Genomic DNA, 26519 nt, shown 5'->3' with positions numbered 1-26519 from the left:
ACCGGGTTTTAACCGGCTTCAGTTGCCTGGAGCCCCAGCCCGGACGGCACCCGAAGCTATCCCTGACACCGGGTCTTCACCCGCTCTGCCGGAGGCAGGCGGCTGCCTCCTCCTCCCAGCTCCCGGCCCAATGCACCAGCCCCGCACGCCCCGCATCCGTCAGCTGGTAGATGCCGGTCGCCACCCGCTCGAACCAGCCGTAATGATTGCTGGCCATCAGCTGCGTCGCGCGGGCAACGCCGGTGGCCTTGGCCACAGCAGCGCCCTTGCAGGCGCCCGCTTCGGCCAGATGCGCCGCGCAGGCCAGCGCATCCTGGCGGTAGGCGGTGACAATGCCGTGCCGGGTGGCGCCGCCCGCATTGGGATCGCCGCGCAGGGACTGGAACTCGCGCAGCAGCCGCTGCTGCTTCTTCTTGGATTTGCGCGGGGCGTAGGGGCCGGGATCGCAATGCACCTCTGCCCGGCCGTCTTCCAGCACCGTGATCAGCCCCAGCCCCAGGCGGCGGCACAGGGCCAGATTGTCCTTCATCATCCGCCGCGCCTGCCGCCCTTTCGGCCGCGGCACCGCAATATAGACAAACTCGGTGACTGCCAGCCGGGCCACCGCCTGGTGAAACAGCGACAGCGAGAATTTCAGTTTCAGCTCGACAATCACCATTGGCTCCGCGCCGCGGCAGGCCACCACATCCGCGGCGCCCACCTCGCCCTTCACCTCATAGCCCTGCCCCTGCAGCAGCGCCTTCACCGGCGCATACAGCTGATCTTCGCGTTCCATCGCCCATGACTGGCAGGTCGCCGCGGCCTTGGCAATCCGCCGCCGGGATTTACGCCCCGCTCCGGGGTTTGATGTTGCCGCCCCCCTTGCCCCGCCCTAGGGTCATACCTCCAGGCGATCGCGCCGGAACCGGGAAAGGGCCAATGATGAAACGGATATCACTTGCACGCGCCCTGACCCTTGGCCCGAAACCTGGCCCGGCACTTGGCCTGATACTTGGCCTGACACTTGGCCTGGCCCTGCAGGCCCCTGCCGCCGATGCCGCCTGCCGCGGTATCGACTACCGCGACCATCTGCCCGCCGCCACCGAAGCCCGGCTGGCGCGCGAGATGGCCGCCACCCCGTTTTCCCGCGGCAACCACTGGGTGGCCACCAAGGCCAACCGCACCATTCACGTGATCGGCACCATGCATGGCGGCGATGCCCGCATGGCCAGAGTGATGCGCACCCTGCGCCCGGTGCTGGCGGCCGCGGGGGCCATCTATCTGGAAACCTCCGACACCGGCCTCCAGCGCCTGGACCGGATGCCTGACGCGCTTGCCCGCAGTTTCCTGCTGCCCCAGGGCCAGGAATTGCGGCAGCTGCTGCCCCGCGACGCCTGGGAGCGGTTCCTGCTGACGGCCCGGCTGAGCGGCGTCGATCCCGACACCATGAACCGGATGCAGCCCTGGGCGATTTCGATGTTCGTGGTGCAAAGCGGCTGCCGCCCCTACGGCTTTGGCCTGCGGCGCGGGCTGGATGACCGGATCTCCGATTTCGCCCGGCGCAAGCGGATCCCGCTGGGGGCGCTGGAAACCCCGGAACAGGCGCTGGCCGCAATCGCCGGCCTGCCGCTCAGCGATCAGGCCCGGATGCTGGCGCTGGAACTGGAGCTGGTGCAATCCGGCAAGCCCGAGGATGCCACCCCGGTTGAAGCCTATTTCGACCAAAGCGTCTGGACCTCCTTTGTGCTCGCCCCCTGGATCAGCGCCCAGTACAGCAGCTTCTCCGGCGCCGAGACCGCCCGGCTGTGGCGGCAGTACAACCGCCGCGTGCTGGATCAGCGCAACCAGCGCTGGATGAAACCGATCCTGGCCGCCCGGCAGGACCGGATTGTCGCCGCCGTCGGCGCTGCCCATCTGCCCGGTGAAAACGGCGTGCTGAACCTGCTGAAGGCCAAGGGCTTCAAGCTGACCCGCGCCCCATGGTAAGGTGAGCGCATTCTGGATTTTATTGGCAGCTTCAGGGCAATTTTTTCATGCGTCTTTTCCTCACACTCATATTTCTGCTGCTGCCCGCGTCGCTGTGGGCTGCTTGCACAGGCACCGATCTGCGTACCACTCTGGCTGCGCAGGAGCGCGCCCATATCGAGGCGCGGATCCAAGCCACGCCGTTTGCCAAAGGCAACCACTGGATCGCCCGGCGCGGCAGCCGCACCGTGCATGTGATCGGCACCCTGCACATCAATGATCCGCGGATGGAGGAGATCACCGCGGGGCTGGCGCCGCTTGTGCGCCAGGCTGATCTGCTGCTGATGGAGGCCAGCCCCGCCGACAAGGCCGCCTTGGAATCCAAGCTGGGCCGCGACCCGTCGCTGATGCTGATCACCGAAGGCCCCAGCCTGATCGACCGGCTGCCCGCGGCCGAGTGGGAGGCGCTGGCGGCCAAGGTCCGCAGCCACGGCATGGCGCCCTGGATGGCCGCCAGGATGCGGCCCTGGTTCCTGGCGATGTCGATGTCCTTCCCGCCCTGCCTGCGCCAGGCCAAGGACATCAAGCGGGGCCTTGACGCGCGGCTGGGGGAGCTGGCGCTGGCGGCGGATGTGCCGGTGCAATCGCTGGAAGACCCGATGAGTGTGATCCGGATGATGGACGCCGATCCGCTGGAAGAACAGGTCCGCCAGCTGCGCGCCTTTACAGCAATGATGGGCGGCGGCACCGATGGCTTCATCACCACGGTTGAGGCCTATTTCAGCCAAGACGCGCTGTATTCCCTGTTCTTGAGCGAACGGGACTTTCTGCACAGCGATGGCCTGACCCGGGCCGAGCGCGAGACCCTGTGGGCCGGAATGATGCAAGAGCTGATCGACCGGCGCAACCGCAACTGGATTCCGGTGATCGAGGCGGCAAAGGGCGACCGCATCGCGGTGGCCGCCGGGGCGCTGCATCTGCCCGGGGAGACCGGCGTGCTGAACCTGCTGCAGCAAGAGGGCTACAGCCTGGAGCGCGCCCCGTTCTAGGCACAACGCCGCATTGCAGCACCTGCGGGGTGACAAGCCTGCGCGCCAGCCCTATAAGGCGCGCAAATCTCCCTTTGGACCTCTTGAGTGAACAGGACTGCCCCATGACCATCCAAGTTTTCGGCCATAAATCCCCCGACACCGATTCCACCGGCTCCCCGATCATCTGGGCCTGGTACCTGAACGAAGTTAAGGGCGTTGCCGCCGAGCCCAAGCTGCTGGGCGAACCCAACACCGAAGCGGCCTTTATGCTGCAGCGCTGGGGTTTCGAGAAGCCCGCGATCATTGCTGACGTGGCCGACGATGCCGCCGTGGTGATCGTCGACACCAACAACCCGGCCGAGCTGCCCGCCAACATCAACGGCGCCGATGTGCAGGCGATCATCGACCACCACAAGCTGGTCGGCGGCCTGGAAACCAAAGGCCCGATCGACATCACCATCCGGCCGCTGGCCTGCACCGCCACCATCATGCACGACCTGATGGGCGACGATGCCTCCAAGATGCCCGAGGCGGTCAAGGGCGCGGCGCTGACCTGCATCCTGTCCGACACCCTGGAATTCCGCTCGCCGACCACCACCGCGCATGACAAGGCCGTGGCCGAAAAACTGGCCGCTGATCTGGGCATCAATATTGCCGATTACGCTGCCGAGATGTTTGCCGCCAAATCCGACGTCTCGTCGTTCTCGGACGCGGAACTGCTGCGCATGGACTCCAAGGAATATGCCGTCGAAGGCACCAAATTCCGCGTCTCCGTGCTGGAAACCACGGCGCCGGGCGTGGTGCTGGACCGCAAGGCGTCGCTGATGGAAACCATGACCTCTGTCGCGGCCGAGGACGGTGTGGACCAGGTGCTGCTGTTCGTGGTCGACATCCTGAACGAGGAAGCCACCCTGCTGGTGCCCAATGACCTGGTGAAGACCGTGGCCAGCAAATCCTTTGGCGCCGATGCGGCTGGCGACACCGTGGTGCTGCCGGGCATCATGTCGCGTAAAAAGCAGATCATTCCGAACCTGAAAGTCTGAACGGCTCTGCCGGTTTCAGCTGCAAAAGGCGCCCCTTGGGGCGCCTTTTTTCTTTGCTGCGAAGGGTGCGGCAGCCGCATCCGGATGACTGCAATCAGCCTGCAAGACGCGCGATTTTCCGCCCCGTTCAAAGACAGTATTCCGGGGCCCTGAGAGCCGCTGTTCGCCTTGAAGCCCCTTCCGGCGGCGGGCTTGGAACACATCCTGCGGCAGATCAACGGGGGAACGGCAGCGCAAAACCCGCCGGCAAGGGCTGCAAGCCTGGGTATCCCCGCGGCCATGCCCCGGCCTGCCCGGAACCAAGGAATACCCGCCTGCGGCGCGGCTGCCAGTGCCGCCGCCGCAGCTTGTTTCCATTGGCACTCCCTGGCAACCTGCTAAGCTTGCTGCAGGCTGCAGGCCGCCGTCCGGACCTTGGGTGACTTCGCGTGACAACTTTTGTTCAGCCTTCGAAAAAGACCGCTCTGGTGCTGCAAGGCGGCGGCGCGCGCGGCGCCTATCATGTGGGCGTCATCAAGGCGATTGCAGAGATCACGGCACGCCGCCGCTCGCCTTTTCAGATCGTCTGCGGCGCCTCGGTGGGTGCCATCAATGCAGCATCTGTTGCGGTCGCTTCGAATGATTTCCAGACCGGTGCGCGGCATTTGGAGGCGCTCTGGCGGTCGCTCAGGAGCAGTTCGGTTTACGACACGCGCACGCTGCCCTTGCTGTTGACCAGCCTGCGATGGGCGATGACCCCGGCGTTCCGGTTTCTGGGGTTTCCGATCACCGGCGGCTTGCTGGACTACACGCCGCTGCACCGCCTGCTGCGCCGGGAATTCAACAAGGATCACCTGCAGCATTCCATTCGCAGCGGCGCGCTGCATGCGTTCTGCATTACCGCGTCCAGTTATACCGAGGGCGTATCCGTCACCTATTTCGAAGGCCGCCAGGAAATCCGGGACTGGCACCGCTCCCGCCGCCGCGGGGAGCGTGCCGCCATCGGACCGGAGCATATGCTGGCCTCGGCCGCCCTGCCTTTTGCCTTTGCCCCCGTGCATCTGGACACCGGCTATTTCGGCGACGGGTCGCTTCGGTTGAACTCGCCCTTGTCGCCCGCCATCCATACCGGCGCCGACCGGATCCTGGTCATAACCACCCGCGACAGCAGCCCGCCTCCGGCCGCTGCCGATCTGGCAGCTCCGCCTCCGAGCGTCGGTGACATCGCGGGCCATGCGCTTGATATTCTGTTCAACGACAATCTTGAAGCTGATTACGAGCGCCTGGCCAGGATCAACCGGACGATTTCGCTGCTCGGCCCGGACGCGCAGGAAAAGACGCCGCTGCGGCCAATTGAAGCCGTCCTGCTGACACCGTCCGAGGACATGCGCCCAATTGCTCAGTCCTATGCAGGCAAACTGCCGCGCCCGATCCGGATTCTGACCCGCAGTTTCGGGGCCGTGAACAGCGATGGCCGGATCGAAAGCTACCTCATGTTCGAACCGGACTACATTGGCGCGCTGATTGATCTCGGCTATGGCGACACGATGCAGCGGGCCGGGGAAATCGTGGAATTTTTTGACGGCAGCTGACGCAGCCCTTCCCGGCCCGTTCCCCCGACCGGGGCGCGAAGCTTGCACCCTTCCACTGGCCAATCCCGGCCGTCTCTGCCATAGCTGGCCGCAAGTGAATTACGCGAGAAAGCCCGGCCATGACCCAGATCATCAACTCCCTGTCCGAAGTCTCCGGCCGCTACAAGGCGCTGTTTGTCGACCTCTGGGGCTGCGTGCACAACGGCATCACCGCCTTTCCCGAGGCGGTGGCGGCGCTGCAGGCCTACCGCAAGCAGGGCGGCATCGTGGTCCTGCTGACCAATTCGCCGAAACCGCGTGCCGGGGTGGCGGCGCAGCTGGGGCAGTTCGGCGTGCCGGATGATGCCTATGACACCATCTCGACCTCGGGCGATTCCGCGCGGGCGGCGATGTTCACGGGGGCTGTCGGCACATCGGTCTATTTCATGGGCGAATGGGAGCGCGATGCGGGCTTTTTCGAGCCGCTGCATGTGATCCATGAACCGGTGGAAATCACCCGGGTGCCGCTGAAGGAGGCCGAGGGCATTGTCTGCTGCGGCCCGTTCGATCCGCAGGCCGACCCGGCGGTGAACCGGCCCGAGTTCCTTTATGCCAAGCAGATGGGCATGAAGCTGTTGTGCGCCAACCCGGATATCGTGGTGGACCGCGGCGAAACGCGGGAATGGTGCGCCGGCGCGCTGGCGCGGCTTTACACCGAGATGGGCGGCGAGAGCCTGTATTTCGGCAAGCCGCATCCGCCGATTTATGATCTGGCGCGGCGGCGGCTGATGGAGCTGGGCACGGACATCGCCGACGGCGACATCCTGGCGATCGGCGACGGGCCGCATACCGACATCGCCGGCGCCATGGGCGAAGGCATCGATTCCCTGTTCATCACCGGCGGACTGGCAGCCAGCGAGACAAAAACATCGCTCCAGCCGGAGGCTGCAGCGCTGCAGGCCTATGCGGCGCAGGAGCAGATTGAGCCGACCTATGCCATTGGTTTTCTGAGGTAAACACCCGCCCGCACCCCTGCCGCAAGGGGTGCTGCCCGGCAGTATCGCCCGAACCCTGCCCGTCCCGGGCGGGGTTTTCTTTTGTCAGAAACCTCTTGATTTTCTGCAGTTGCAAAGTAATAAAGTTGCGCAAGCGGGCAATCGGGCGCGCAAATGTTTCATCGACACCTGGCGTCAAACGGGTGAACGGAGGATCGAATGTTGGACAACATGCCGCGCGGAACCATCTGCATCGAAGACATCGAGATGGGAATGGTGCGTTACCTGCGCAAAACCATCACCGATGAGGACATCGAGAAATTCGCCGAGGTTTCGACCGACCGCAATCCGGTGCACCTGGATGATGAATACGCGCAGGACACCATCTTTGAGGGGCGGATTGCCCATGGGATGCTGACCGCGGGGCTGATTTCGGCGGTGATCGGCGAGCAGCTGCCCGGCCATGGCACCATCTACATGAGCCAGTCGCTGAAGTTCCTGGCCCCGGTGCGGCCCGGCGACATGGTGCTGGCAGAGGTCGAGGTGACGGATATCGTGATCGACAAGCGCCGGGTGAAGCTGGAGTGCCGCTGCATGGTGGACGGCAAGAAGGTTCTGGTCGGCGAAGCCATGGTGATGGCACCCTCGCGCAAGTTCGACTGAGGCGGCTGCCGCCTGCACAGCCTGCGATTTTCCAGCAGGTTCAGCCGCCGGGGGCGTTAAGCCTCGGGCGGTTTTGCTTTGCCGGTCTGTTCCGTTTCATGCCTTGAGCGCTGATCCCGTGAAGGGGGGCGGCGCCGCCGGGGGGAGGTGGACAGACCCCGCGGGGCCTGCTCGGTCAGGAGTTCCTGAACGACCCCCTTTTTATCGGGGCCGGTCTCCGGGGGATACGCAGACAGCCACACAGATGCCTGCGCCTTGTATCATGGCCCCGCGCGCGGGGACCATGGCGGGGGATCGCGATCTTTTGGGAGTATGGCAGAGCCAGGTGAGGATTGCGTGAAAGGGGCGTACGGCGGGGGCGCAACATCTTGTGAACGTGCGGCTCAATCTGCAGTCACATACATTGTCAAACCTGGCCGCAGCGTGCGCCCTAAGCACTCAATCTTCCGCCAAACAGAACCTGTTCCCCTGGCAAACCTTATGGTCCAGGTCGAAAAGGCCAATCATTGTATTATTGATTTCATAAGGCGAGCCTGAAAATTCTGATGCAATAGTTACGATGACCCATTCCCGTTTGCCACTGTCATCATTGATATAGGAGTAATTTCGGGACGTTTTCACAGGTCCCATAATACTGCTGTTTGGCACATTGGCAGGCAGTGGTTTTCCGATTCTGGCCCAAGTGTCGGATGCTTGCCGGAAAACCTTTTCGCCAAACGGTACGGTTTCCTGAACGCATTCCTTGACGAGCTGACTTGGCTCCTGTTCGGCAGCAACCAGGAGCATTTTTTGAACTCGTTCCTTGTTCGGAGCCGGGTCGAGGAATTGGAATGGCCCATCCTGAATGAAAAAATCCGTCCGGATCCCTGTGGCTTCTTTCAGAAACCCCCTGAGGCGCCTTGCATTCAGTTCAGGATACTGAGAGCACACGACGATTGCCTTGATTAGGACAAGGTTCTTTGTACCTGCTCCCACAGTGAATTGGGCGGTCAGCTCTGCCCGAGCCTGAGTCAGCAGCGTTGCGTACATTGCCATTGCGGCCAGAATTCTTAGTCGCAAGATTCAAACTCCTAGAACCTGATGTGTTTTTCTGAAATCAGCCTGTTCTAAGCTTTTAAAGCGGTTCCCCTCCAGAGCCCTTGCGACTGCCGGTCTCAGCAGTGCCCCCGCCATTGGCCGCTTGAACCGCCAGCGCGGTGCGGGTACGGATGCGCCATGCGTATCGTCAGAGATTATGAATTCGTCGAAAACCAGGACCGGGGCGCCACCGTCGCCATCGGCAATTTCGACGGCGTGCATCAGGGCCATCAGTCGGTGATCGAGCTGGCCCGCAAGGCAGCCCCCGGCGCGCCCTTGGGGGTGATGACGTTTGAGCCGCATCCGCGCGAGTATTTTGCGCCCGATGCGCCGCCCTTCCGGCTGATGCGGCCGGATACCAGAGCGCACCGGCTGGAGAAGCTGGGGGTGGAGCGGCTTTATGAGCTGAATTTCAACACTGCGCTGTCGAGCCTGACGCCCGAGGAGTTCGCCCGCGACGTGATCGCCAAGGGGCTGGGGCTGGCGCATGTGGTGGTGGGCGCCGATTTCTGTTTCGGCAAGGGCCGTGCGGGCGACGCCGGAGACTTGAAGCGGTTCGGCGAACAGTACGGCTTTGGCGTCACCATTGCGCCGCTGATGGAATATTCCGAGCACGCGGTCTCCTCGACCGCGATCCGCAACGCGCTGAGCGAAGGCCGGCCTGCGGATGCCAAGGAAATGCTGGGCCATTGGCACCGCATCGAAGGCGTGGTGATCGGCGGCGAGCAGCGCGGGCGGGAACTGGGTTTCCCGACGGCGAACATGTCGATCGAAGGGCTGCATCAGCCGCGGTTCGGGGTCTATGCGGTGCTGGTGGATGTGCTGGACGGTCCGCATACCGGCAGCTATCTGGGCGCGGCCTCGGTCGGGGTGCGGCCGATGTTTGACGGCGAGGTGCCCAATATCGAGACTTTTCTGTTTGATTTCTCCGGCGATCTTTATGGCGCGACGCTGTCGGTTGCGCTGGTGGCCTTTTTGCGGCCCGAGCTGAAATTCGACGGGCTGGAGGCGCTGATCGAACAGATGGACGCGGATTGCAGCACCGCCCGCGAAATCCTGGTGGCGCTATGAAGCCGGCCAAGGACGTGATCGACCGCTCGGGTCTGGGCAAGCGCTTCTGGGAGAAGAAGCCGCTGGACAAGCTGAGCCAGAAGGAATGGGAAGCGCTGTGCGACGGCTGCGGCAAATGCTGCCTGAACAAGCTGGAGGACGAGGAGAGCGGCGAAGTGGCGCTGACCCGGGTCGCCTGCCGCCTGCTGGATGACGAGAGCTGCCGCTGCTGCCAGTATCCGATCCGCCACCAGTTCGTGCCGGAATGCATCGTGCTGAAGCCGGACAACCTGGATACCCACGCCTATTGGATGCCGGAAACCTGCGCCTACCGGCTGCTGTGGCAGGGCAACCCGCTGCCGGAATGGCACCCGCTGCTGACCGGCACCCCCGACAGCGTGCATGAAGCCGGAGTGTCGGTGCGCGGCTGGACCGTGTCCGAGTTCGAGATTTCCGAAGACGAGTGGGAAGACCACATTATCGAAGAACCCACCTGATCCCTGATCTGTCCATTCACGCAAGGAGCTTCCGCCATGCATTTCGCCTCTGACAATTCCGGCCCGGTGCCGCCGCAGATCCTGGAGGCCCTGGCCGCGGCCAACCAGGGCTATGCCATGGGCTATGGCGCGGATGCGGAAATGGAGCAGGTCACCGCCCGGATCCGCGAAATATTCGAGGCGCCGGAGGCGGCGGTCTATCTGGTGGCGACCGGCACCGCGGCCAATGTGCTGGCCCTGTCGGTGCTGTGCCAGCCCTGGCAGACGATGTTCTGCACCCGGCAGGCCCATATCAACGTGGATGAATGCAACGGGCCGGAGTTCTTTAGCGGCGGCGCCAAGCTGACCCCTGTCTGCGACGCCGACAAGATGACCGCTCAGGATCTTCGCGCCGCCCTTGAGGGTGAGGAAAACCGCGGCGTGCATGGGCCCAAGCGCGGGCCGGTGTCGCTGTCGCAGGTCACTGAATTCGGCACCGTCTATTCGGTCGAGGAGCTGGCCGGGCTCGGCGCGGTGGCGCGGGACTATGGCCTGCCGGTGCATATGGACGGCGCGCGGTTTGCCAATGCGCTGGTGTCGCTGGGCTGCACGCCGGCCGAGATGACCTGGAAGGCGGGCGTCGACGCGGTGTCCTTTGGCGGCACCAAGAACGGCTGCCTGGGGGTTGAGGCGGTGATCTTCTTTGACCCGGCCCATGCGCAGGAATTCGAATACCGCCGCAAGCGCGGCGCGCATCTGTTTTCCAAGCACCGCTACCTGTCGGCGCAGATGCTGGCCTATCTGACGGACGGTCTGTGGCTGGACAATGCCCGCGCGGCCAACAGCAAATGCGCGATGCTGGCCGAAGGGCTGCAGGCGGCAGGCGCCCGGTTCACCCATCCGCCGCAGGCCAACATGATCTTTGCCGCCCTGCCCCGCAGCACCCACCAGCGGCTGTTTGCGGCGGGTGCCGCCTATCACCTGTGGGAGGGGCAGCTGCAAGGCCCGGAGCATGAGCCGGTCACCGCCCGGTTTGTCTGCGACTGGTCGGTGCCGGAAGAGGATATCCGGGCGTTTCTGTCGCTGCTCTGAGGCTGTTGGGGGCGCTGCCCCCCGGCCCTGACGGGCCTCCGCCGGGGTATTTGCAGCCGGAAAGATGCTGCCCGGATCAGATCAGCTGCGTTCCTGTGCCCAGAGCAGCGCGTCCTCCAGCCGGTCGTCGCCCCAGAAGATTTCGCCGCTGACGGCAAAGCTGGGGGCGCCGAAAATGCCCAGTGCCATCGCCTCCTCTGTTGCCTTTGCCAGCGCCTGCACAACCGGATCCGATTGCGCTTCGGCGACCGCGCGGGCGGGGTCCTGGCCCGCGGCCTCCAGGCTGGCGGTGAGATTCGGGTCCGCCCCGGCCGGCTGGCCGGCCTCGAACCAGCAGCGGTAGGCGGCCTGGGTATAGGCCTGGCCCCAGCCCTCGGCGGCGCCCAGGGCGGCCACCTGATTGGCCAGCACCAGCTCCGCCAGCGGGTAAGGCGCCGGCAGCCTGGGATGAAACCCGTAACGCTGCGCCCGGCGTTCGATGTCGCGCCACATATAGGCGGTCTTTTCCGGCTTGTCCTTGAAGGGGATGTTGTTCTGCACCGTCATCACGTGGCGCACGTTGAACGGGCGCCAGCGCACGGACACGCCGGCCCGGGCGGCCGCATCCGTGATCCGCATCACCGTCAGGTAGCTGTAAGTGCTGCCGATCGAATACCAGAAATCCAGTTCAGGCATGTATCCCTCCTGCCGCTTGTTCCCTGCGCTGCAGTTTAGCGGCAGACGGCGGATATTCCAAAGCGGCAGGCTGCCCGTCTGGCCGCCCCCCGGCTGACCGTCAGGCAGGGCCCCAGAAGCCGCGCAGCAGCTGCGCTGTTTCAGCGGCATGGGTCACCGGCAGCATATGGCCCGCGCCCGGCACGGACAGCGCGCGGGCATTGGCCAGACGGCGGCTGAACCCGCTGACAATGGCGCCGATCACGGCCGGGCTTTCACTGCCGTGAAGCAGCAGCACAGGCATGGCAACAGGATCCAGCGCGCCTGGCGCCAGGGTGCCGTTGGCATCATCGTAAAGCGTCGGGTAGCAGGCCGGAACCACGGGGATTGCGCGCACCATCGCGGCACGAGCCTGTTCGGGCATGTCGGGCCACTTCGGCTCTCCCGCGCCCCACATCCGGTTGAACAGCCGCGCCGTCAGCGCGAGATCCGCCGCCGCCCAGGCCGCTTCGATGGGCCGGCTGGCGGCCTCCAAGGCGGCAAAGGCCGCCGGAGCATCGGATTTGGCGACGGCAAACAGCACCGGTTCGATCAGCGTCAAACTGCGCACCAGATGCGGTCTGGCCATCGCCATCCGCAGGGCCACGGTGGCGCCGAAGGAATGCCCGATCAGATCCGCCGGCCGGTCCAGCAAGGCAAGGCCCGCGTCAGCGTTCAGCAGCTGATAATTGCCGGTGCCGTCCCAGTCCGGGCTGCGCCCGTGGCTGAGCATGTCGAAAGCGGTGAGGGTGATGTCCTCAGCCATCTCCCCGGCCAGGCGGCGCCAGGCGCCGGAATGGGCCAGCGAGCAATGCACCGCCAGCACATTGCGCGGCCCATGGCCGAAGCTGCGCGAGAAGACCCCCCCGGGCCTGTCCGGACCGCCGGCTGTCACGCGGCCTGCCCCGCCAGATGCGCGTCCAGGTCGCCGAGCCGGTCCTGACCCCAGAACCTCGCCCCTTCCGCAGTCACCCAGAACGGTGAGCCGAACACGCCGGCCTTGACCGCATCCTCGAGGTTCTGCGCATAGGTCTCCGCGCCGGCCAGGAGACCGCTGTCAGCCAGCGCCGGGTCGAAGCCGGCGCCGTCGAGGCAGTCGCGGATCACCGCGTCCCCGGCGATGTCCTTGTCCTCGGCCCAGCAGGCGCGCAGGATCGACTGCACCAATTGCCCCATGTTGCCGCCGCCTGCATTTTGCGCGGCGATGATGGCGTAGGAGGAGGGCGCGGGATTGGCGGGCCAATGCGCCGGTTTCAGATTGATGGGCATGCCAAGCCTGGCCGCCTGCCGCTCCAGCTCAATCAGGCGGTATTCCTGGCGCGACGGATGACGCTCGCCCGGAGGCGTGCCGCCGGTGCGCGCAAACAGCGCCAGGATGTCCAAAGGTTTGCAAGTCACCCCTGCGCCGTGGCGGGCGGCAATCTCCCACGGCCGTGTGCCGGCCAGATAGGCAAAGGGCGACAGGGTTGAGAAGTAGTAATCGAACGCTGCCATAGGCTGTATCTCCCGCTTAGAACTTTGCGTGAGGGTAAGTGCATGATAAGCGGGGTTCAATATCACGAATCTGACACATTGCCATTGCTGCCTGGGGATATCAGCCAATGCCGACTTTGAACGAACCCAAGCTTATCGCTGGGAACGCCAACCTTCCTCTTGCCCAAGCCATCAGCCGCCGTATGAGCCTGCACCGCGGTGTCGACCAGGGGCTGGTGGATGCCCGCGTCGAGCGGTTCAATGACGGCGAGATCTTCGTCGAAGTCTATGAGAACGTCCGCGGCGAGGACATGTTCATCATCCAGCCGACCTCGAACCCGGCCAATGACAACCTGATGGAGCTGCTGATCATCGCCGATGCGCTGCGCCGGTCCTCGGCCCAGCGTATTACGGCTGTCATTCCGTACTTCGGCTATGCCCGCCAGGACCGCCGCACCAAGGCGCGCACGCCGATCTCGGCCAAGCTGGTGGCCAATATGCTGACCGGCGCGGGCATTGAGCGGGTGCTGACCATGGACCTGCACGCGGCCCAGATCCAGGGCTTCTTCGATATCCCGGTGGACAACCTTTATGCCTCGCCGATCTTTGCGCTGGATGTGAAAAACCAGTTCAAGGACAACATGGACGAGCTGATGGTGGTGTCGCCCGACGTGGGCGGCGTGGCCCGGGCCCGCGAGCTGGCGAAGCGGATCAACGCGCCGCTGTCGATCGTCGACAAGCGCCGCGAGAAGGCCGGCGAAGTGGCCGAGATGACCGTGATCGGCGATGTGAAGGACAAGATCTGCCTGATCATCGACGACATGTGCGACACCGCCGGCACGCTGTGCAAGGCGGCGCAGGTGCTGCTGGACAACGGCGCCAAGGAGGTGCACGCCTATATCACCCACGGCGTGATGAGCGGCCCGGCGGTGGAGCGGGTGACCAACTCGGTGATGAAGTCGCTGGTGCTGACCGACTCGATCCAGCCGACCGAGGCCGTCGCCGCCGCGCCCAATATCCGCATCCTGCCGACCGCGCCGCTGTTCACCCAGGCGATCCTGAACATCTGGCACGGCACTTCCGTGTCGTCGCTGTTCGAGGACAAGACATTGGTGCCGATCTACGAGAGCCTGACCTTTAACGGCAGCTGAGGCAGCTGTTGCCCGGAATTGATGAAAGCCCCGCGATTGCGGGGCTTTTTGTTTTTGCCGGATCCGTTCCCGCACGCGCCGCGGGGCGGCCGCATGCAGGTGCTACAGCAGTGAAAGGCCGTGCGCCGACACCCAAAGCCCCGCTCCGAAGGTGAGATGCGTTGCCAAGCTTTTCAGCCGGGCCGTGTTCGGGGCCGGTGTCCGCCGCGCAGCGATCCCTGCTCCGATGCCAGGTTGAAGGATCAGGAATGGCGCGCACAAAGTCAGGGCGCCAAACGCCAGTGCCGGCCACAGGCTGGGGTTATTTAGCCACTCCTCGCCGAGGACCGCCAGAAACGCCGCTGCAAACAGGATGCCGGTCAGGTAATGCGCGGCCCAGCCGATCAGCCGCTCGCCGGCAACGGCGCGGCTCGCCGTGATGGGCCGGTGAATGAAGCGCCCCCTGACAGCATGGCAAAGCCACCGGCCGACCATCGCATAGTCCAGAGACTGCAGGGACAGAAGCCGTTTCTGGGCCAGTGCTGCCAAGTCCATGAAAACCGTTGCCCCGGTCCCGGCCAGGACCGCCTTGAAAATAAGTTCATCTACCATAGGACGTTCTGCCTTTTCCTTTGTTCGCACGGTGAGTCCGGAGCTGGCGTACAACTTCAACCCGGCTTCAAGTCAAGACCGGTTTGCAGCCCGGCCGCCGCAATCTGCTGCGGCACCTGCCTTGGCGTTCCGCCGCACCAAGCGCAAAAGCTGCAAGGCGTGTTGCGCGGTTTCAGAGCGCCAGGCCGGCCGGTTGCTCAGGAACCTCCTTGCCCTGCCGGCGCAGGTCTGGCAGCCTGCCTGTTCAATCCGGCTTGAGGTCAAGGATGAAACTTCTGGATATCGGCGAGGTCGCGGAGCGTTCCGGCGTGGCCGCCTCGGCGCTGCGGTACTACGAGAAAATCGGGCTGATCACCTCAATCGGGCGCAACGGGCTGCGGCGGCAGTTCGGGCGAGAGACGCTGCTGCAGCTGTCGCTGATCACACTGGGCAAGGCGGCCGGGTTTTCGCTGCAGGAAATTGCCGGCCTGTTCGGCAAGGACGGCCAGCCGGATCTGCCGCGCGGCCAGCTGCACGCCCGCGCTGATGCGCTGGAGGTGCAGATCCGCGAGCTGTCGGCCCTGCGCGATGCGCTGCGCCATGTGGCGGACTGCCCGGCGCCCAGCCATCTGGAATGCCCCAAGTTTCAAAAGCTGCTGCAGGCCGGAACCCTGACCGCCAAGGTCTAGCGCCGCGCCCTAGTCGACGTCCCAGTCATCGGCATGGGGCAGTTCGCCAATGGCCAGCCAGCCCGCGCGCAGGCGGGCGGCGCGGCTGTCGGCCCAGGTGCGGAAAACGATCTCGAACCCCTCGCAGGTGATGTTTTCCGCCACCAGCTCGGCCCGGATCTCGGTGGAGGTGTCCATATCCCACAGCGAAGGCGACACATGCACGGCCGGCGGGCGGGCAAAGGCCTCGGTGAAGCTCACGGCGCGGCGGCGCTCACGCGGGCCGGAGCCGGTCCACATCTCGCCGCCGTCTTCGAAATCCGAAAACACCTCGGTATCGCCCTGATCGACCCCTGTGCGGGGGTTGCGCAGTCTGTTCATTCCGGTTCCCAAGCGATTGGCGTGCCGTTCAGACTACGCCATACAGCAGGATTATCCAGAAACCAGCCGCAAAGACCCGGCGGCTGTTGCTTTTGCGCAAAGCCCGGCTGGCCTGCCCCTGCCCCTGCCCTGGCTGGGCCGAAACCCTGGCGGCCGCAAGGCCGGTAACGGGAATTTCCCCCCGAAGAGCCGCAGATCCCCGATTGGGGAAAATATCCCTGATTGTCGCAAACGCCGTGCATTCCGGCGCGGTTCCGGCGAGACCCCGGGGCCGATTTCTGCTGTGTGTCCGCATCCGCCTTTGACAGGCGATTTGACTGAACCAAGGAGATATCCGTGTCACCAAATGATCCGAACATCGTGAAGCCCGGCTTGGCGATGGCGCTGCTGCCCATCGTGCTGACACTGGGGGTTCTGGGCATCCAGCTGTTCTATTTCGGCGACTTCACCCCGCATATTCCGCTGGCCATCGGCATCGCCATCACCGCGCTGGTCGGCCTGAAGCTGGGCCACAAGTGGGACAATATCGAAGACGGCGTGTTCCATGTCGTGACCATTTCGCTGCCCTCCCTGGCGATCCTGATCAACGTCGGCATGATTGTCGGCATCTGGATTGCCAGCGGCACGGTGCCGACGCTGATCTACTACGGGCTGAAAATCCTGTCGCCGGAGCTGTTCCTGGCCGCGGGCATGGTGCTGTGCGCGATCGTGTCGGTGTCCTTGGGCACTTCCTGGGGCACGGTGGGCACCGTCGGCCTGGCGCTGATGGGCATCGGCGCGGGCTTTGGCATTCCGATGTACTGGACCGCCGGTGCGGTGGTTTCGGGCGCGTTTTTCGGCGACAAGATCTCGCCGCTGTCGGACACCACCAACCTGGCGCCTGCGGTGACCGGCACCAACCTGTTCGACCACATCCGCAACATGCTGCCGACCACGGTGCCGTCGATGCTGATCGCGCTGGTGATCTATCTGGTTGTCGGCTTCACCCTGATCGACACCTCGCAGGTATCGTTTGAGCGCATCGACGCGATCACCGAGGCGCTGGACGGCGCGTTCTGGATCTCGCCGCTGATGCTGCTGCCTGCGCTGCTGGTCATCGCGCTGGCGGTGAAGAAGCAGCCCCCTATCCCGTCGCTGTTTGCCGGCGCTGTCGCCGGCGGCATCCTGGCGATGGCGTGCCAGGGCGCGGGCCTGCATGAGACCTTCACCTTTGCCAACAGCGGCTATGCGATTGAAACCGGCGTGCCGGAAATCGATCCGCTGCTGAACCGCGGCGGCATCCAGTCGATGATGTGGACCATCTCGCTGGTGCTGCTGGCGCTGGCGTTCGGCGGCGCGCTGGAACGGACCGGCTGTTTGCAGGCGATCATCGAGGTGATCATTGCGCGGGTCAAAAGCTTTGCCGGCATTCAGGCCTCGGCGATCCTGACATCGGTTGCGACCAACACCGTGGCGGGCGACCCCTACCTGTCGATTGCCCTGCCCGGCCGGATGTATGCGCCGGTTTACCGCGGCATGAAGTATTCGCCGCTGAACCTGTCGCGCGCCATCGAGGAAGGCGGCACGCTGGTGTCGCCGCTGATCCCCTGGAATGCGGGCGGCGCCTTTGTGATCTCGGCGCTGGCGCTGGGGATTTCAGATGGCAATTTTGAAAACCTGCTGTACATCCCGCTGGCCTTTGCCTGCTGGCTGTCGCCGCTGATCGGCATCTTCTATGCGATGACCGGGCTGTTTTCGCCCAAGGCAAGCGAAGACGAAATCACCGCCTGGGAAGACAGCGGCGAGCCGGTGGCCTTGCTGACCGCCTGACGGAACAGCGCGCCGCGGGCAGCGGCCTGCGGCGCGCATTTTGCAGGAAACTTCCCTTCAGCCAGGGTCACGCTACGGACCTCGGCAGCTTTGTTCCGAAGGCTGCGGCCGGGTGCCGGGTTGATTGCGGCGGGCCGGTGGCCTGATCCAATGGCATCGCCATCATCACCGGCCTGACGCTGCTGAATGAGACCGGCATGACGGTGGCCGGGATTTCCGCCGCCACCGGTTTCAGCAGCACCGTCCCGCTGCCGGTCCGGTTCAGGAAACGGCACGGGCAGCCGCCTGCCCCGCTCCGCAAAAGCCGGACCGGAACAGCGGCAGAGAAATACCCCGGAGCGCGGGCTATTTCTCCTCGGATGCGAGGGCGGCGCTGAGCTCCGTTATCTTTTCCAGCCGGGCGGAAATCCGGTCCTGGAACCGGCCCAGCTCATCAATGATCGTGTTCAGCGATTCACCGGCACTTCCCAGCCGGGCGCATTCGATCTTGCACAGCACCCGGGTTGTTGTCAGCGCCATGAAGTGGCGGTGCAGGGTCATGCAGGCCTTCATAATGCGGTCGGCCTCGAAGCGGACATCCTGCAGGCTGGCCCTGGCCTTGGTGAACTGGTCTTCGCTCAGCTGTGCCAGGATCGCCTGTTCACGATCGACATCAATGGCTGCGGCGCCGTCTTCCTGATTGAGCTGACGGCCGCATTCGGTGAGGATCCGCGCCAGCCCTTCGACAAAGATCGCCGCCGTGACGGTGCCATTGATGGCGCGGAAATTGCTGTTCTTTCCCCAGACATGGGCCTCGAACCAATTGGACATGTCGCGCGACATCGAGTTGTAGTTCTCGGACAGAACGGTGACCGGCCCGCCGGCCGGTTCGATCCGCGAGGCAATGACCCGCAGGTTATGCGGGATGGTGCGCATCGATTCGAATTCCTGCACCAGCGCCTCGGTCTCCTGCACCAGATCCCCGGCTGCGGAATGCATCGCCCGGCGTTCCGCCAGACGGGCGTCCGCGGGGCGTTTCAGGCCTGCATCGCGGGCCATGAGCTCTTCTGCCAGGGCGTGGCCGGCAAAGTCGTTGTAGGTGGCAAAGCCAAGCTGCTGCAGACGCGCAAGCAGCAGCGCGGCGCTGTCTTCAGGGTCAAGCCCGTCGTCGCGTTCCGCCTGGCGCAGCAGGGCGTATTCCTGCTCCACTGTCCTGAACAGCGGGCTGGTGGGCTTGATCCGCGCCGACAGGTAGCCGTACTCGCAGGGGGTGACGACCGCAAAGACCCAGTAATAGCTGCCATCGCTGGCCCGGTTCTTGACATAGGCGCCAACGGTGCCGCCGTCCTTGATCGTGTCCCACAAGAGCTGGAACACCGCGCGCGGCATGTCCGGATGGCGGATCACCTTGTGCGGCGCGCCCAGCAGATCCTCCAGCGGGTGTTTGGCGACACGGCTGAACACCGCATTGCCGGCCTGGATCACACCGCGCGGGTCGGTACGTGAGAAAAACACCTCGTCGAGGGCAAAAGGCGATTCCCTGCCCGTGGTTCGGGCAGCCAGCATGCGGTCTTCAAAGGACACGAGAGAATTCCTGTCAGTGAGTGTATGGGGCTGTTTCTTTGTAAGCGGCACAGCTTTTTAAATTGCTAATGCGGCGGCGCAAGGGCACGGTTCCCCCCTGCAGACGGGGCCGGCCGGAAGCCGCCCCCGAAAGCTGCGGGATCACGCCGCGGCGCCCCGGGCCTTGTCCGGTGCCGGGATCTGCGCCTGGTCCTGCCGGGTGTCTTCCAGCGTCAGGCCGAGGCTTATGAACAGCGGCAGGCGGCGGGCTGCGAAATTTCCGGCCCTGGCCCCCAGCAGGGCAAGGTTTTCCGCCTCGGTCTCCAGCACCCGGCCGTCGTGCTGCAGCCGCTGGCCCTGCGGCGCCAGAATGCGCCAGGCCAGCGCGGCCCAGCCGGCAGGCGTCTCATGGCCTTCGCTGCGGGCCAGCAGGAACAGCTGTTCGAACCGGTCGGCCGCAACCCCGCCGCCGGTGACCGGGGAAGCCAGGAAGCGCAGTGTGTCGCTGTCCTCGGCCCGTTTGCAGACCGCCAGGTTGAAGGCGCGGCAGGCAGCCGCGCGCTGCGCCAGCCCCTCCTGCGGCAGACAGGGGGTGATGCATCCGGTGCCGGCGAGGGTCATCAGCATCCGGGAGATGCTGCCCCAGTCCATGGCGCCGAACACCCCCTGATCCAGCAGGCTGCGCACTGTTGCCGGCCCCTTGGCCAGCGCCTTCAGCACGGGCGCGTAATGATCCTGCTTCAGCGGCACCTCTTTACCCCGGTGCTGAAATTTCAGCGTGCCGCCGCTGTAGGGGCGGCTGAGGGCAAAGGGCGTCGCGAACCAGGCGCCGACTTCGCCGCGCGGGGTATGCGCCAGCTTGCCCTTCACAAAGATATCGGTGCGGAAATGCTCGTTCAGCAGCAGATCGCGCAGCCCTTCGCGGCGGTCGGGATCGCCCTCGCTGTCCAGCAGGGCCTGTTGGTCCGGCGTGAAGCGGATGCAGTCCAGATTGTCCAGCGGATGCACCGACCCTGCAAAGTTCAATTTGGCCCCGGCCAGTTCCCCCGCCAGATCCTCGAAGTAGAAAGGGGTCCAGTCCTTGTTGAAATATTCATGCGCCAGATAATTGGCCGGCATTGATTTCATATGGTCCAGGCGCCTGGCCGCCGCCGGGTTCTTGGCGAAATACGCCGCACCCGCTGCACCCAGCTGACGGGCAAACGCCATCGCCTCGCCGATCCGGTCTGTGAGCGGCCCGCTGCCCTGCTCTGCCCGGGCGGCAATAAGCCGGCGCAGCGGCATGGCCGCAGCCCAGCCGGGCTGGGCATTATAGCTGACATAGACCAGACCGCCCGGCCGCAGCCGCTGCGAAATGAACCGGGTGATATGCTGGCGGTTTTCCTCCGACACCCAGCTGAAGACACCGTGCAGGGCAATGATGTCGAAGACCTGGGGCAGGCCCGGCGCGGCGTCGAAATCCGCAAAGGAGCGCTCGTGGAAATGAACGTTCTCCAGCGCCGCCTCCTGCGCCAGCTCCCGGGCGCCGGCGATATGCGAGGGGCTGAAGTCCATCGCGTGAAAGTCGATATGCGGGTTGGCCGCCGCCAGAAGATTGGCGGAAAACCCCTGGCCGCAGCCGAGTTCGCAATAGGTGATGCCGCCGCCGTCCAGCGCGTGCCGGTGGCCCTGGCTCATCGCGCCGAAGCCCAGCAAGGCCGGCGTCAGCTGGCTGTGGAAGTCATGGGTATAGTCGATGCCGGCCACATAGCCGGAAGTCCAATCTGTCACGGGGAATCCTGCTGCTTGAGAATTTGTCATGCAGGGCAATTTTTCGAAAATTTGTGAGAATAGCGTTAATGATCCGCAGATCGGAGGCCAATCTTGGAAAGCTGAATGCGGCCTGCTGACATCATGCGCCAGCGGACAGGCCGGCAGTGAGGCCAGCGATGAGGCCGGCGATGAGACCGGTGCCTTTCGCCGCGGTTCCGGAGAGGGGCTGCTTGATGCAGGTTTCTCGGACGCCGCGCGCGACGTTTGAATGATGCGCGGCATTGCCTGGCGTCGGAGAAACGCGCAAGCGGGAAATCGCGGGGTTGGAAGTGGGCGGATCAGCTGGCTCTATGGGGATTTGAAGCGGTTGATTGCCTTGGTACTTGTTCTGCAGGTTGGGCGGACCGCGCGCGGCGCGGCGCATGCCCATCAAGGCTCACAAAAACCATGCCGAAGCTGCCTGCCCCGAGCAGGTCCCTGATCCTGGCGATATTGGCGGCACGGTTGCCATTCCCGAAGACGCCGTAGGGGCGGATGCGTTGCTGCCCCTTGGGCAGGGCATGGATCAGGAACCGGCGAGTTCATCCGCCGCAGCGTCACCCGGAACAGAAACTTCACCCCGGTCATGGTCTGACTGCGGGTACAGATGCTGGTGCCGCTTTCCATCAGTTGCCGCTGGAAGCCCCGCACATCATCGGCTGCCGCGGTCCCGGGGGGATCGTCCGAGCCAGGCTGCAAACCGCTTGCAGGCCCGCAAGTGGCTGGTTTGAAGCGCCGGCCCCGGATTGCGCGTCGGCATATCGGCAATCATCCGGGCGCGAAGGGGGGCCGCCGGTGCGGACTGCTGAAGGGTCATCGGAAAACCCTCTGTCAACCGAGGCAAAATCACCGCGCCCGACAGCACACAGCCGTCATCGAAATCCGCAAAACAAATCCCGGTTTCCCGCACCGCCAGCCACAGGCGCCCATATCGCGGAGCGATTTAGCGCGTGAGCCCACATTGCTGATTTTCTGATAAGTGGCCAAAGTCCCCTTTTAGGATTTATTATTCGGCACCCCAAATCCTTCCAGCTTCTTGCTTGAGATTATTAAGTTCCACTTGGCTGAGGTAAGCGCAGGCAGCAGTCCGGTCGCCTCCGTGTTTTTTTAGTGCAGACCGCCAAACCCGCAGCGCCGAACGAGGTGACCACGGCAGCGCAGCTTGCCTGAGCCATTCGCGGAGATCCGCTGGCAACTGGTCAAAGGCCGCCATCGGATTTCCGCTTTGTTTTGACCGGGGCAAGCTTGTCCGCGCATTGCTGCCGCGCCGTGTCACAAAACCTTTCCGCCTCGCTGCGCTGATCATACAGGCGCGCGCCGCCAATGCGGAAACGGGTCGGGCAAGCTGGCCCAAGCGTCGGGCGTAAATGCGTGCGCATCTTCAACAAGGGCCGCATCCAACGCCGCTGTTATCGCTGCCTTGTCCATGCCCGAACCGATAAACACCAATTCTTGGCGCCGGTCCCCGAAGGGCTCCTGCCAGTGGTGCTCTAAATACTCTGTTGCCTGCGGGCTTGCCGGGCGTCGATCTTCGGGAACGGTTGCCCACCAGATGCCCATAGGTTTGACACTGCTCAATGCGCCTGCAAGCGAAAATTCAGCCACCCAATCGGGCCGCGTCGCTATCCAAAAATGCCCCTTGGCACGTATGACGCCGGGCAAGGGGCCAGACAGGACGTCGCTCACTTTCTGAGGGGCAAAAGGCCGTCTTGCGCAATACACAAACGACGAAATCCCATATTCTTCAGTTTCAGGGATGTGATCCGAAAATCCGTAAAGCTCTTTTGCCCAAAGCGGATTTTCGTGCGCTTTTTCAAAATCAAACAGGCGCGTATCAAATATTCGGCCGTGCGGCACTTTCCCGTAGTCAGCCTCGATTATTTGCGCATCCGGATTCAACGCCACAACGATCATGCGGGCGGCTTCTACGTTGGCAGGCCCGGCATCATTCGCTTTGTTCAGGATCACAACGTCGGCAAACTCAATCTGGTCGACCAGCAAGTTCACCAGCGTGCGGTCATCGTTCTCGCCCATCACCTCGCCACGATCCCTGAGAAAATCGTGGCTGGCGTAGTCTTTCAATAAATTGACTGTATCGACAACGGTCACCATCGTGTCGAGCCGCGCAACATCCGAAAGGCTGACACCATCCTCATCGCGAAAATCAAAGGTCGCCGCAACTGGCAACGGTTCCGAAATGCCGGTGGATTCGATGAGAAGATAATCAAAGCGGCCTTCAGCGGCGAGACGGCTGACCTCTTTCAACAGATCGTCGCGAAGGGTGCAGCAGATGCAGCCGTTTGTCATTTCAACCAGCGTTTCTTCCGTGTGGCTGAGGTTTGCATCGCCGTCGCGAATGATGCCGGCGTCGATGTTGACCTCGGACATATCATTTACAATGACCGCAACGCGGCGGCCATCACGGTTTTGCAAGACTTCATTCAGAAGGGTGGTTTTCCCTGCTCCCAGGAAACCTGAGAGGACAGTGACGGGAAGGCGTGTGTCTGTGTTTATCGCGGGAGTGTTCATTCTGGAGCGGCCTTGGACTGAAGGATTGTCTGGAGCGGAGCGGCAGGCTTGCTTTTGTCGCAGGCCTGCCGCTTTGGCATGGGGAAGCGACCGGATTTAATGCGCGAGCATGTTTGCTGCGATCTCGGCACCAGTCATATTGGCCGGGAAATATGTGGGCCAATTGGTGACTTCCTTCAGCAGTTCTGCGCGGTCGTCGCCCCAGTACAGATGAAAATGCTCCGCCTTTGCCGGCACGGTTATATGGTCGCTGAACTGGATGAACTGCGGTGCTGTTGCGTCACCACCTGACTTTTCAAAGATGTAACGCACACCTTGGCTGCCCGACTCATAGGTTAGAATTTCATAGCCGTCGTTTTCGTATAGCCCCTGAACGGGCAGACCATCCCGGAAGAAAGTCACCTTGGAACCGTCGATCAGAATGCGGCCTACATCGGTCGCGTAGCCTGCGTCATAATAGGCGCGGAATTCCTCGACGGTGCGTTCCGCATCTTCGGCTTTATGCGCCAGCACGGCGTCCAGAGTGCCGTCTTGCAAAAAGGGATAAACCGATTGCCAGTCCGCCTCCCAATCAGACAGCTCGCGGGCTTGAACGTCCGCTTCGTTTACAAGAACCGGTTCATGCGCGTGCCCCTTATGATTTTCGACGCTGGATGTGGCGTGGTTTGCTGTTTGGGCAATGGCCGGAGCCGAAACGGTCATCAACACACTGATTGCGGTGATGGCCGTTCGTTTGAGGGTTTTGCAGGGCATCCAGGGACTCCAGTTTTCCAGTGATTCGAATGTAATAACATAACATACTGCGCATGTAGTTTCATTGGATGCCTTTGGCAAGACACGCTTTCCAACAGGTGATCCTTAGCGCAGGCCGGCAACTGAAAGCGGTCATTGGAGCAACCGCGGCGAATTCAACCTTTGTCCGCAGTGCGGACAGCGGGCCAAACCCTTCTTCAAAGGGCAGCCCGGTGAAAATGCCCTTCCGGCGGGTGATTTGCCGCTCCAGGCAAGCCTCGCCAAACAGCCTTCCCCGACGAAAAAACCGGCCCCCAGAAGGGAGCCGGTTTCAAAATCGTCCAATCCGCGTTTGGATCAGAGGGACATATGGGTGCCCAGGGCTTCCATGTCGGCGAGCAGCTTGGCTGCGTCCTCGACCAGCCCGTGCGGCTGGTCTTCCTCTTTTGCGGTCTTGTACATCTCGCGGGCGTCTTCGATCAGCGCGTCCATCTGGTCGCGGGTCATCTCGGCCATCGGGATCGCGTGCTCGGCCAGAACCGACAGGCTGTCGCCGCCGATTTCAGCAAAGCCGCCGGTGACCACATACTCCGAGTTGCCGTCCGGGCTTTCGACCTTCAGCACGCCGGGGCGCAGGGTGGTGATGGTGGGCGCATGGCTCGGCATCGCCGTCATGTCGCCTTCCGCACCGGGGATCTGGACCGCGCTGGCCTGAAGCGAAGCCAGGCTCCGCTCGGGGCTCACGAGGTCGAATTGCATCGTTTGTGCCATTGGGGCCTCCTTTCAGGGTTCCCCTGCACCGCCGGGGCGCAGGGGAAAATCCAGTCTTAGGCGGCTTCCGCAGCCATCTTCTCGGCTTTTGCCTTCACTTCTTCGATGCCGCCAACCATGTAGAAGGCGCCTTCGGGAAGGTGGTCGTATTCGCCGGCCACAACGGCCTTGAACGACGAGATGGTGTCTTCCAGCGGAACCTGCACACCGTCAGAGCCGGTGAAGACTTTTGCCACGTCGAACGGCTGGCTGAGGAAACGCTGGATCTTACGCGCACGCGCAACGGTCAGCTTGTCCTCTTCCGACAGTTCGTCCATGCCGAGGATCGCGATGATGTCCTGCAGCGACTTGTAGCGCTGGAGGATCTGCTGAACGTCGGACGCCACTTTGTAGTGCTCTTCGCCAACGATCTGCGGGTCCATCAGGCGCGACGAGGAGTCGAGCGGGTCCACAGCGGGGTAGATGCCGAGTTCCGAGATCGCACGGTTCAGAACGGTGGTCGCGTCCAGGTGGGCAAAGGTGGTTGCCGGTGCCGGGTCGGTAAGGTCATCCGCGGGCACGTAGACGGCCTGGATCGAGGTGATCGAGCCGTTCTTGGTGGAGGTGATGCGTTCCTGCATCGCGCCCATGTCGGTTGCCAGCGTCGGCTGGTAGCCCACAGCGGAGGGGATACGGCCCAAGAGAGCGGACACTTCCGAACCGGCCTGGGTGAAGCGGAAGATGTTGTCCACGAAGAACAGAACGTCGGTGCCGGACTGGTCGCGGAACTGTTCGGCCAGGGTCAGGCCGGTCAGCGCAACACGGGCACGGGCTCCCGGAGGCTCGTTCATCTGACCGTAAACCAGGGCCACCTGGGATTCTTCCAGGTTGTCCGGCTTGATCACGTTGGATTCGATCATTTCCCAGTACAGGTCGTTGCCTTCCCGGGTCCGTTCGCCAACACCCGCGAACACCGAGTAGCCGGAGTGCACTTTGGCGATGTTGTTGATCAGTTCCATGATCAGAACGGTCTTGCCCACGCCGGCGCCGCCGAACAGGCCGATCTTGCCGCCTTTGGAGTAAGGCGCCAGCAGGTCGATCACCTTGATGCCGGTCACCAGAACTTCCGACTCGGTCGACTGTTCGTTGAACTCGGGCGCGGGCTGGTGGATGGCGCGGGTCTCGGTCGCGTTGACCGGGCCCTTTTCGTCGACGGGCTCGCCCACGACGTTCAGGATGCGGCCCAGAGTGGCGTTGCCGACCGGGATCGAGATCGGCGCGCCGGTGTCTTCCACCGCCTGACCGCGGACCAGGCCCTCGGTCGCGTCCATCGCGATGCAGCGGACGGTGTTTTCGCCGAGGTGCTGGGATACTTCCAGAACCAGGGTTTTGCCGCCGTTTTCGGTGTTCAGGGCGTTCAGAATTGCGGGCAGGTGGTCGTCAAACTGGACGTCCACAACGGCGCCGATGATCTGGGTCACCTTGCCTTTTGCTTGTGCCATTTGTTGG

General features: G+C 63.7%; 27 protein-coding genes. 13 read left to right on the top strand and 14 right to left on the bottom strand.

What is annotated here, in order from left to right; translation table 11 throughout:
- Nucleotides 1-76: 76 nt before the first annotated feature.
- On the bottom strand, nucleotides 77-775 hold the full coding sequence (locus METH_RS04690) for a DUF2161 domain-containing phosphodiesterase (RefSeq protein ID WP_024089268.1): 699 nt from the start codon (nucleotides 773-775) through the stop codon (nucleotides 77-79).
- 143 nt (nucleotides 776-918) lie between these two features.
- On the opposite strand from METH_RS04690, the gene METH_RS04685 reads away from it, so the two are divergent.
- From METH_RS04685 to METH_RS04660, 6 genes are all read left to right on the top strand, one after another.
- Nucleotides 919-1965, top strand: coding sequence for a TraB/GumN family protein (locus METH_RS04685; protein WP_024089267.1), 1047 nt, complete (start codon nucleotides 919-921; stop codon nucleotides 1963-1965).
- 47 nt (nucleotides 1966-2012) lie between these two features.
- Nucleotides 2013-2993, top strand: a complete 981-nt coding sequence (locus tag METH_RS04680; RefSeq protein ID WP_024089266.1) for a TraB/GumN family protein — start codon at nucleotides 2013-2015, stop codon at nucleotides 2991-2993.
- A gap of 104 nt (nucleotides 2994-3097) precedes the next feature.
- Complete coding sequence (locus tag METH_RS04675; RefSeq protein ID WP_024089265.1) at nucleotides 3098-4018, top strand: manganese-dependent inorganic pyrophosphatase; 921 nt, start codon at nucleotides 3098-3100, stop codon at nucleotides 4016-4018.
- 428 nt (nucleotides 4019-4446) lie between these two features.
- Complete coding sequence (locus METH_RS04670) at nucleotides 4447-5589, top strand: patatin-like phospholipase family protein (RefSeq protein ID WP_044008335.1); 1143 nt, start codon at nucleotides 4447-4449, stop codon at nucleotides 5587-5589.
- Nucleotides 5590-5708: 119 nt separating this feature from the next.
- Complete coding sequence (locus tag METH_RS04665; RefSeq protein WP_024089262.1) at nucleotides 5709-6584, top strand: TIGR01459 family HAD-type hydrolase; 876 nt, start codon at nucleotides 5709-5711, stop codon at nucleotides 6582-6584.
- Nucleotides 6585-6782: 198 nt separating this feature from the next.
- Nucleotides 6783-7226, top strand: coding sequence for a MaoC family dehydratase (locus METH_RS04660; protein WP_024089261.1), 444 nt, complete (start codon nucleotides 6783-6785; stop codon nucleotides 7224-7226).
- Between the two features lie 438 nt (nucleotides 7227-7664).
- Here METH_RS04660 and METH_RS04655 read toward each other — a convergent pair whose 3' ends face one another.
- Nucleotides 7665-8261: a hypothetical protein gene (locus METH_RS04655; protein ID WP_024089260.1), complete on the bottom strand. Its 597-nt coding sequence runs from the start codon at nucleotides 8259-8261 to the stop codon at nucleotides 7665-7667.
- Nucleotides 8262-8441: 180 nt separating this feature from the next.
- On the opposite strand from METH_RS04655, the gene METH_RS04650 reads away from it, so the two are divergent.
- Genes METH_RS04650 through METH_RS04640 form a run of 3 tightly spaced genes read left to right on the top strand, consistent with a single transcriptional unit; the run spans nucleotide 8442 to nucleotide 10921 of the window.
- Complete coding sequence (locus tag METH_RS04650; RefSeq protein ID WP_024089259.1) at nucleotides 8442-9374, top strand: bifunctional riboflavin kinase/FAD synthetase; 933 nt, start codon at nucleotides 8442-8444, stop codon at nucleotides 9372-9374.
- Nucleotides 9371-9850 (top strand): YcgN family cysteine cluster protein, encoded by a 480-nt coding sequence (locus tag METH_RS04645; protein ID WP_024089258.1) that lies wholly within the window; start codon nucleotides 9371-9373, stop codon nucleotides 9848-9850. The genes METH_RS04650 and METH_RS04645 overlap by 4 nt, the downstream gene beginning before the upstream one ends.
- Nucleotides 9851-9886: 36 nt before the next feature.
- Entirely contained in the window at nucleotides 9887-10921 is a 1035-nt protein-coding gene (locus METH_RS04640) for a threonine aldolase family protein (RefSeq protein ID WP_024089257.1), read from the top strand.
- A gap of 81 nt (nucleotides 10922-11002) precedes the next feature.
- On the opposite strand, the gene METH_RS04635 is transcribed toward METH_RS04640, so the two are convergent.
- From METH_RS04635 to METH_RS04625, 3 genes are all read right to left on the bottom strand, one after another.
- Nucleotides 11003-11596, bottom strand: a complete 594-nt coding sequence (locus METH_RS04635) for a 2-hydroxychromene-2-carboxylate isomerase (RefSeq protein ID WP_024089256.1) — start codon at nucleotides 11594-11596, stop codon at nucleotides 11003-11005.
- A gap of 100 nt (nucleotides 11597-11696) precedes the next feature.
- Complete coding sequence (locus tag METH_RS04630; RefSeq protein ID WP_024089255.1) at nucleotides 11697-12509, bottom strand: alpha/beta fold hydrolase; 813 nt, start codon at nucleotides 12507-12509, stop codon at nucleotides 11697-11699.
- Nucleotides 12506-13108, bottom strand: a complete 603-nt coding sequence (locus METH_RS04625; protein ID WP_024089254.1) for a 2-hydroxychromene-2-carboxylate isomerase — start codon at nucleotides 13106-13108, stop codon at nucleotides 12506-12508. Before METH_RS04625 ends, METH_RS04630 begins: the two co-directional genes overlap by 4 nt.
- 107 nt (nucleotides 13109-13215) lie before the next feature.
- On the opposite strand from METH_RS04625, the gene METH_RS04620 reads away from it, so the two are divergent.
- Nucleotides 13216-14238 carry a ribose-phosphate pyrophosphokinase gene (locus tag METH_RS04620; RefSeq protein ID WP_024089253.1) on the top strand — a complete coding sequence of 341 codons (1023 nt, stop codon included), beginning with the start codon at nucleotides 13216-13218 and terminating at the stop codon, nucleotides 14236-14238.
- Nucleotides 14239-14340: 102 nt separating this feature from the next.
- On the opposite strand, the gene METH_RS04615 is transcribed toward METH_RS04620, so the two are convergent.
- A complete protein-coding gene (locus METH_RS04615) occupies nucleotides 14341-14829 on the bottom strand; it encodes a DUF2938 domain-containing protein (protein ID WP_024089252.1) in 489 nt (162 codons plus the stop codon).
- 266 nt (nucleotides 14830-15095) lie between these two features.
- Here METH_RS04615 and METH_RS04605 point away from each other — a divergent pair, with 266 nt between their 5' ends.
- Nucleotides 15096-15497, top strand: a complete 402-nt coding sequence (locus tag METH_RS04605) for a helix-turn-helix domain-containing protein (protein WP_024089251.1) — start codon at nucleotides 15096-15098, stop codon at nucleotides 15495-15497.
- Nucleotides 15498-15506: 9 nt separating this feature from the next.
- Here the strand turns inward: METH_RS04605 and METH_RS04600 are convergent, their stop codons facing one another.
- A complete protein-coding gene (locus METH_RS04600) occupies nucleotides 15507-15857 on the bottom strand; it encodes an H-type lectin domain-containing protein (protein WP_024089250.1) in 351 nt (116 codons plus the stop codon).
- A gap of 378 nt (nucleotides 15858-16235) precedes the next feature.
- Between METH_RS04600 and nhaC the strand changes: the two genes are divergently transcribed.
- Complete coding sequence (gene nhaC / locus METH_RS04595; protein WP_052348664.1) at nucleotides 16236-17666, top strand: Na+/H+ antiporter NhaC; 1431 nt, start codon at nucleotides 16236-16238, stop codon at nucleotides 17664-17666.
- Nucleotides 17667-18011: 345 nt separating this feature from the next.
- Here the strand turns inward: nhaC and METH_RS04585 are convergent, their stop codons facing one another.
- Both METH_RS04585 and METH_RS04580 read right to left on the bottom strand, forming a co-directional pair.
- Complete coding sequence (locus METH_RS04585; RefSeq protein ID WP_024089247.1) at nucleotides 18012-19229, bottom strand: PAS domain-containing protein; 1218 nt, start codon at nucleotides 19227-19229, stop codon at nucleotides 18012-18014.
- Between the two features lie 141 nt (nucleotides 19230-19370).
- Complete coding sequence (locus METH_RS04580; RefSeq protein WP_024089246.1) at nucleotides 19371-20978, bottom strand: class I SAM-dependent methyltransferase; 1608 nt, start codon at nucleotides 20976-20978, stop codon at nucleotides 19371-19373.
- Nucleotides 20979-21006: 28 nt separating this feature from the next.
- Here METH_RS04580 and METH_RS04575 point away from each other — a divergent pair, with 28 nt between their 5' ends.
- On the top strand, nucleotides 21007-21228 hold the full coding sequence (locus tag METH_RS04575; RefSeq protein ID WP_024089245.1) for a hypothetical protein: 222 nt from the start codon (nucleotides 21007-21009) through the stop codon (nucleotides 21226-21228).
- 777 nt (nucleotides 21229-22005) lie between these two features.
- Here METH_RS04575 and METH_RS24685 read toward each other — a convergent pair.
- The 5 genes from METH_RS24685 to atpD form a co-directional block, all read right to left on the bottom strand.
- Entirely contained in the window at nucleotides 22006-22305 is a 300-nt protein-coding gene (locus tag METH_RS24685; RefSeq protein ID WP_084013760.1) for a DUF6525 family protein, read from the bottom strand.
- Nucleotides 22302-23528 (bottom strand): GTP-binding protein, encoded by a 1227-nt coding sequence (locus METH_RS04570; protein WP_024089244.1) that lies wholly within the window; start codon nucleotides 23526-23528, stop codon nucleotides 22302-22304. The genes METH_RS24685 and METH_RS04570 overlap by 4 nt, the downstream gene beginning before the upstream one ends.
- A 96-nt stretch (nucleotides 23529-23624) precedes the next feature.
- Nucleotides 23625-24281, bottom strand: a complete 657-nt coding sequence (locus tag METH_RS04565) for a metal-binding protein ZinT (RefSeq protein ID WP_024089243.1) — start codon at nucleotides 24279-24281, stop codon at nucleotides 23625-23627.
- A gap of 336 nt (nucleotides 24282-24617) precedes the next feature.
- Nucleotides 24618-25031 (bottom strand): F0F1 ATP synthase subunit epsilon, encoded by a 414-nt coding sequence (locus METH_RS04560; protein ID WP_024089242.1) that lies wholly within the window; start codon nucleotides 25029-25031, stop codon nucleotides 24618-24620.
- Between the two features lie 56 nt (nucleotides 25032-25087).
- Complete coding sequence (gene atpD, locus METH_RS04555) at nucleotides 25088-26512, bottom strand: F0F1 ATP synthase subunit beta (RefSeq protein WP_024089241.1); 1425 nt, start codon at nucleotides 26510-26512, stop codon at nucleotides 25088-25090.
- Nucleotides 26513-26519 lie beyond the last annotated feature (7 nt).

This window comes from Leisingera methylohalidivorans DSM 14336 (genome assembly GCF_000511355.1).
Classification (GTDB): Bacteria; Pseudomonadota; Alphaproteobacteria; order Rhodobacterales; family Rhodobacteraceae; genus Leisingera; species Leisingera methylohalidivorans.
This window is presented reverse-complemented; position numbering and strand designations above follow the sequence as displayed.

Coding starts and splice junctions, on each gene's coding strand:
- METH_RS04690 (WP_024089268.1), bottom strand. CDS start 775: ATGGAACGCGAAGATCAGCTGTATGCGCCGGTGAAGGCGCTGCTGCAG.
- METH_RS04685 (WP_024089267.1), top strand. CDS start 919: ATGATGAAACGGATATCACTTGCACGCGCCCTGACCCTTGGCCCGAAA.
- METH_RS04680 (WP_024089266.1), top strand. CDS start 2,013: ATGCGTCTTTTCCTCACACTCATATTTCTGCTGCTGCCCGCGTCGCTG.
- METH_RS04675 (WP_024089265.1), top strand. CDS start 3,098: ATGACCATCCAAGTTTTCGGCCATAAATCCCCCGACACCGATTCCACC.
- METH_RS04665 (WP_024089262.1), top strand. CDS start 5,709: ATGACCCAGATCATCAACTCCCTGTCCGAAGTCTCCGGCCGCTACAAG.
- METH_RS04660 (WP_024089261.1), top strand. CDS start 6,783: ATGTTGGACAACATGCCGCGCGGAACCATCTGCATCGAAGACATCGAG.
- METH_RS04655 (WP_024089260.1), bottom strand. CDS start 8,261: ATGGCAATGTACGCAACGCTGCTGACTCAGGCTCGGGCAGAGCTGACC.
- METH_RS04650 (WP_024089259.1), top strand. CDS start 8,442: ATGCGTATCGTCAGAGATTATGAATTCGTCGAAAACCAGGACCGGGGC.
- METH_RS04645 (WP_024089258.1), top strand. CDS start 9,371: ATGAAGCCGGCCAAGGACGTGATCGACCGCTCGGGTCTGGGCAAGCGC.
- METH_RS04640 (WP_024089257.1), top strand. CDS start 9,887: ATGCATTTCGCCTCTGACAATTCCGGCCCGGTGCCGCCGCAGATCCTG.
- METH_RS04635 (WP_024089256.1), bottom strand. CDS start 11,596: ATGCCTGAACTGGATTTCTGGTATTCGATCGGCAGCACTTACAGCTAC.
- METH_RS04625 (WP_024089254.1), bottom strand. CDS start 13,108: ATGGCAGCGTTCGATTACTACTTCTCAACCCTGTCGCCCTTTGCCTAT.
- METH_RS04620 (WP_024089253.1), top strand. CDS start 13,216: ATGCCGACTTTGAACGAACCCAAGCTTATCGCTGGGAACGCCAACCTT.
- METH_RS04615 (WP_024089252.1), bottom strand. CDS start 14,829: ATGGTAGATGAACTTATTTTCAAGGCGGTCCTGGCCGGGACCGGGGCA.
- METH_RS04605 (WP_024089251.1), top strand. CDS start 15,096: ATGAAACTTCTGGATATCGGCGAGGTCGCGGAGCGTTCCGGCGTGGCC.
- METH_RS04600 (WP_024089250.1), bottom strand. CDS start 15,857: ATGAACAGACTGCGCAACCCCCGCACAGGGGTCGATCAGGGCGATACC.
- nhaC (WP_052348664.1), top strand. CDS start 16,236: ATGGCGCTGCTGCCCATCGTGCTGACACTGGGGGTTCTGGGCATCCAG.
- METH_RS04575 (WP_024089245.1), top strand. CDS start 21,007: ATGCAGGGCAATTTTTCGAAAATTTGTGAGAATAGCGTTAATGATCCG.
- METH_RS24685 (WP_084013760.1), bottom strand. CDS start 22,305: ATGATCAGCGCAGCGAGGCGGAAAGGTTTTGTGACACGGCGCGGCAGC.
- METH_RS04570 (WP_024089244.1), bottom strand. CDS start 23,528: ATGAACACTCCCGCGATAAACACAGACACACGCCTTCCCGTCACTGTC.
- METH_RS04565 (WP_024089243.1), bottom strand. CDS start 24,281: ATGCCCTGCAAAACCCTCAAACGAACGGCCATCACCGCAATCAGTGTG.
- METH_RS04560 (WP_024089242.1), bottom strand. CDS start 25,031: ATGGCACAAACGATGCAATTCGACCTCGTGAGCCCCGAGCGGAGCCTG.
- atpD (WP_024089241.1), bottom strand. CDS start 26,512: ATGGCACAAGCAAAAGGCAAGGTGACCCAGATCATCGGCGCCGTTGTG.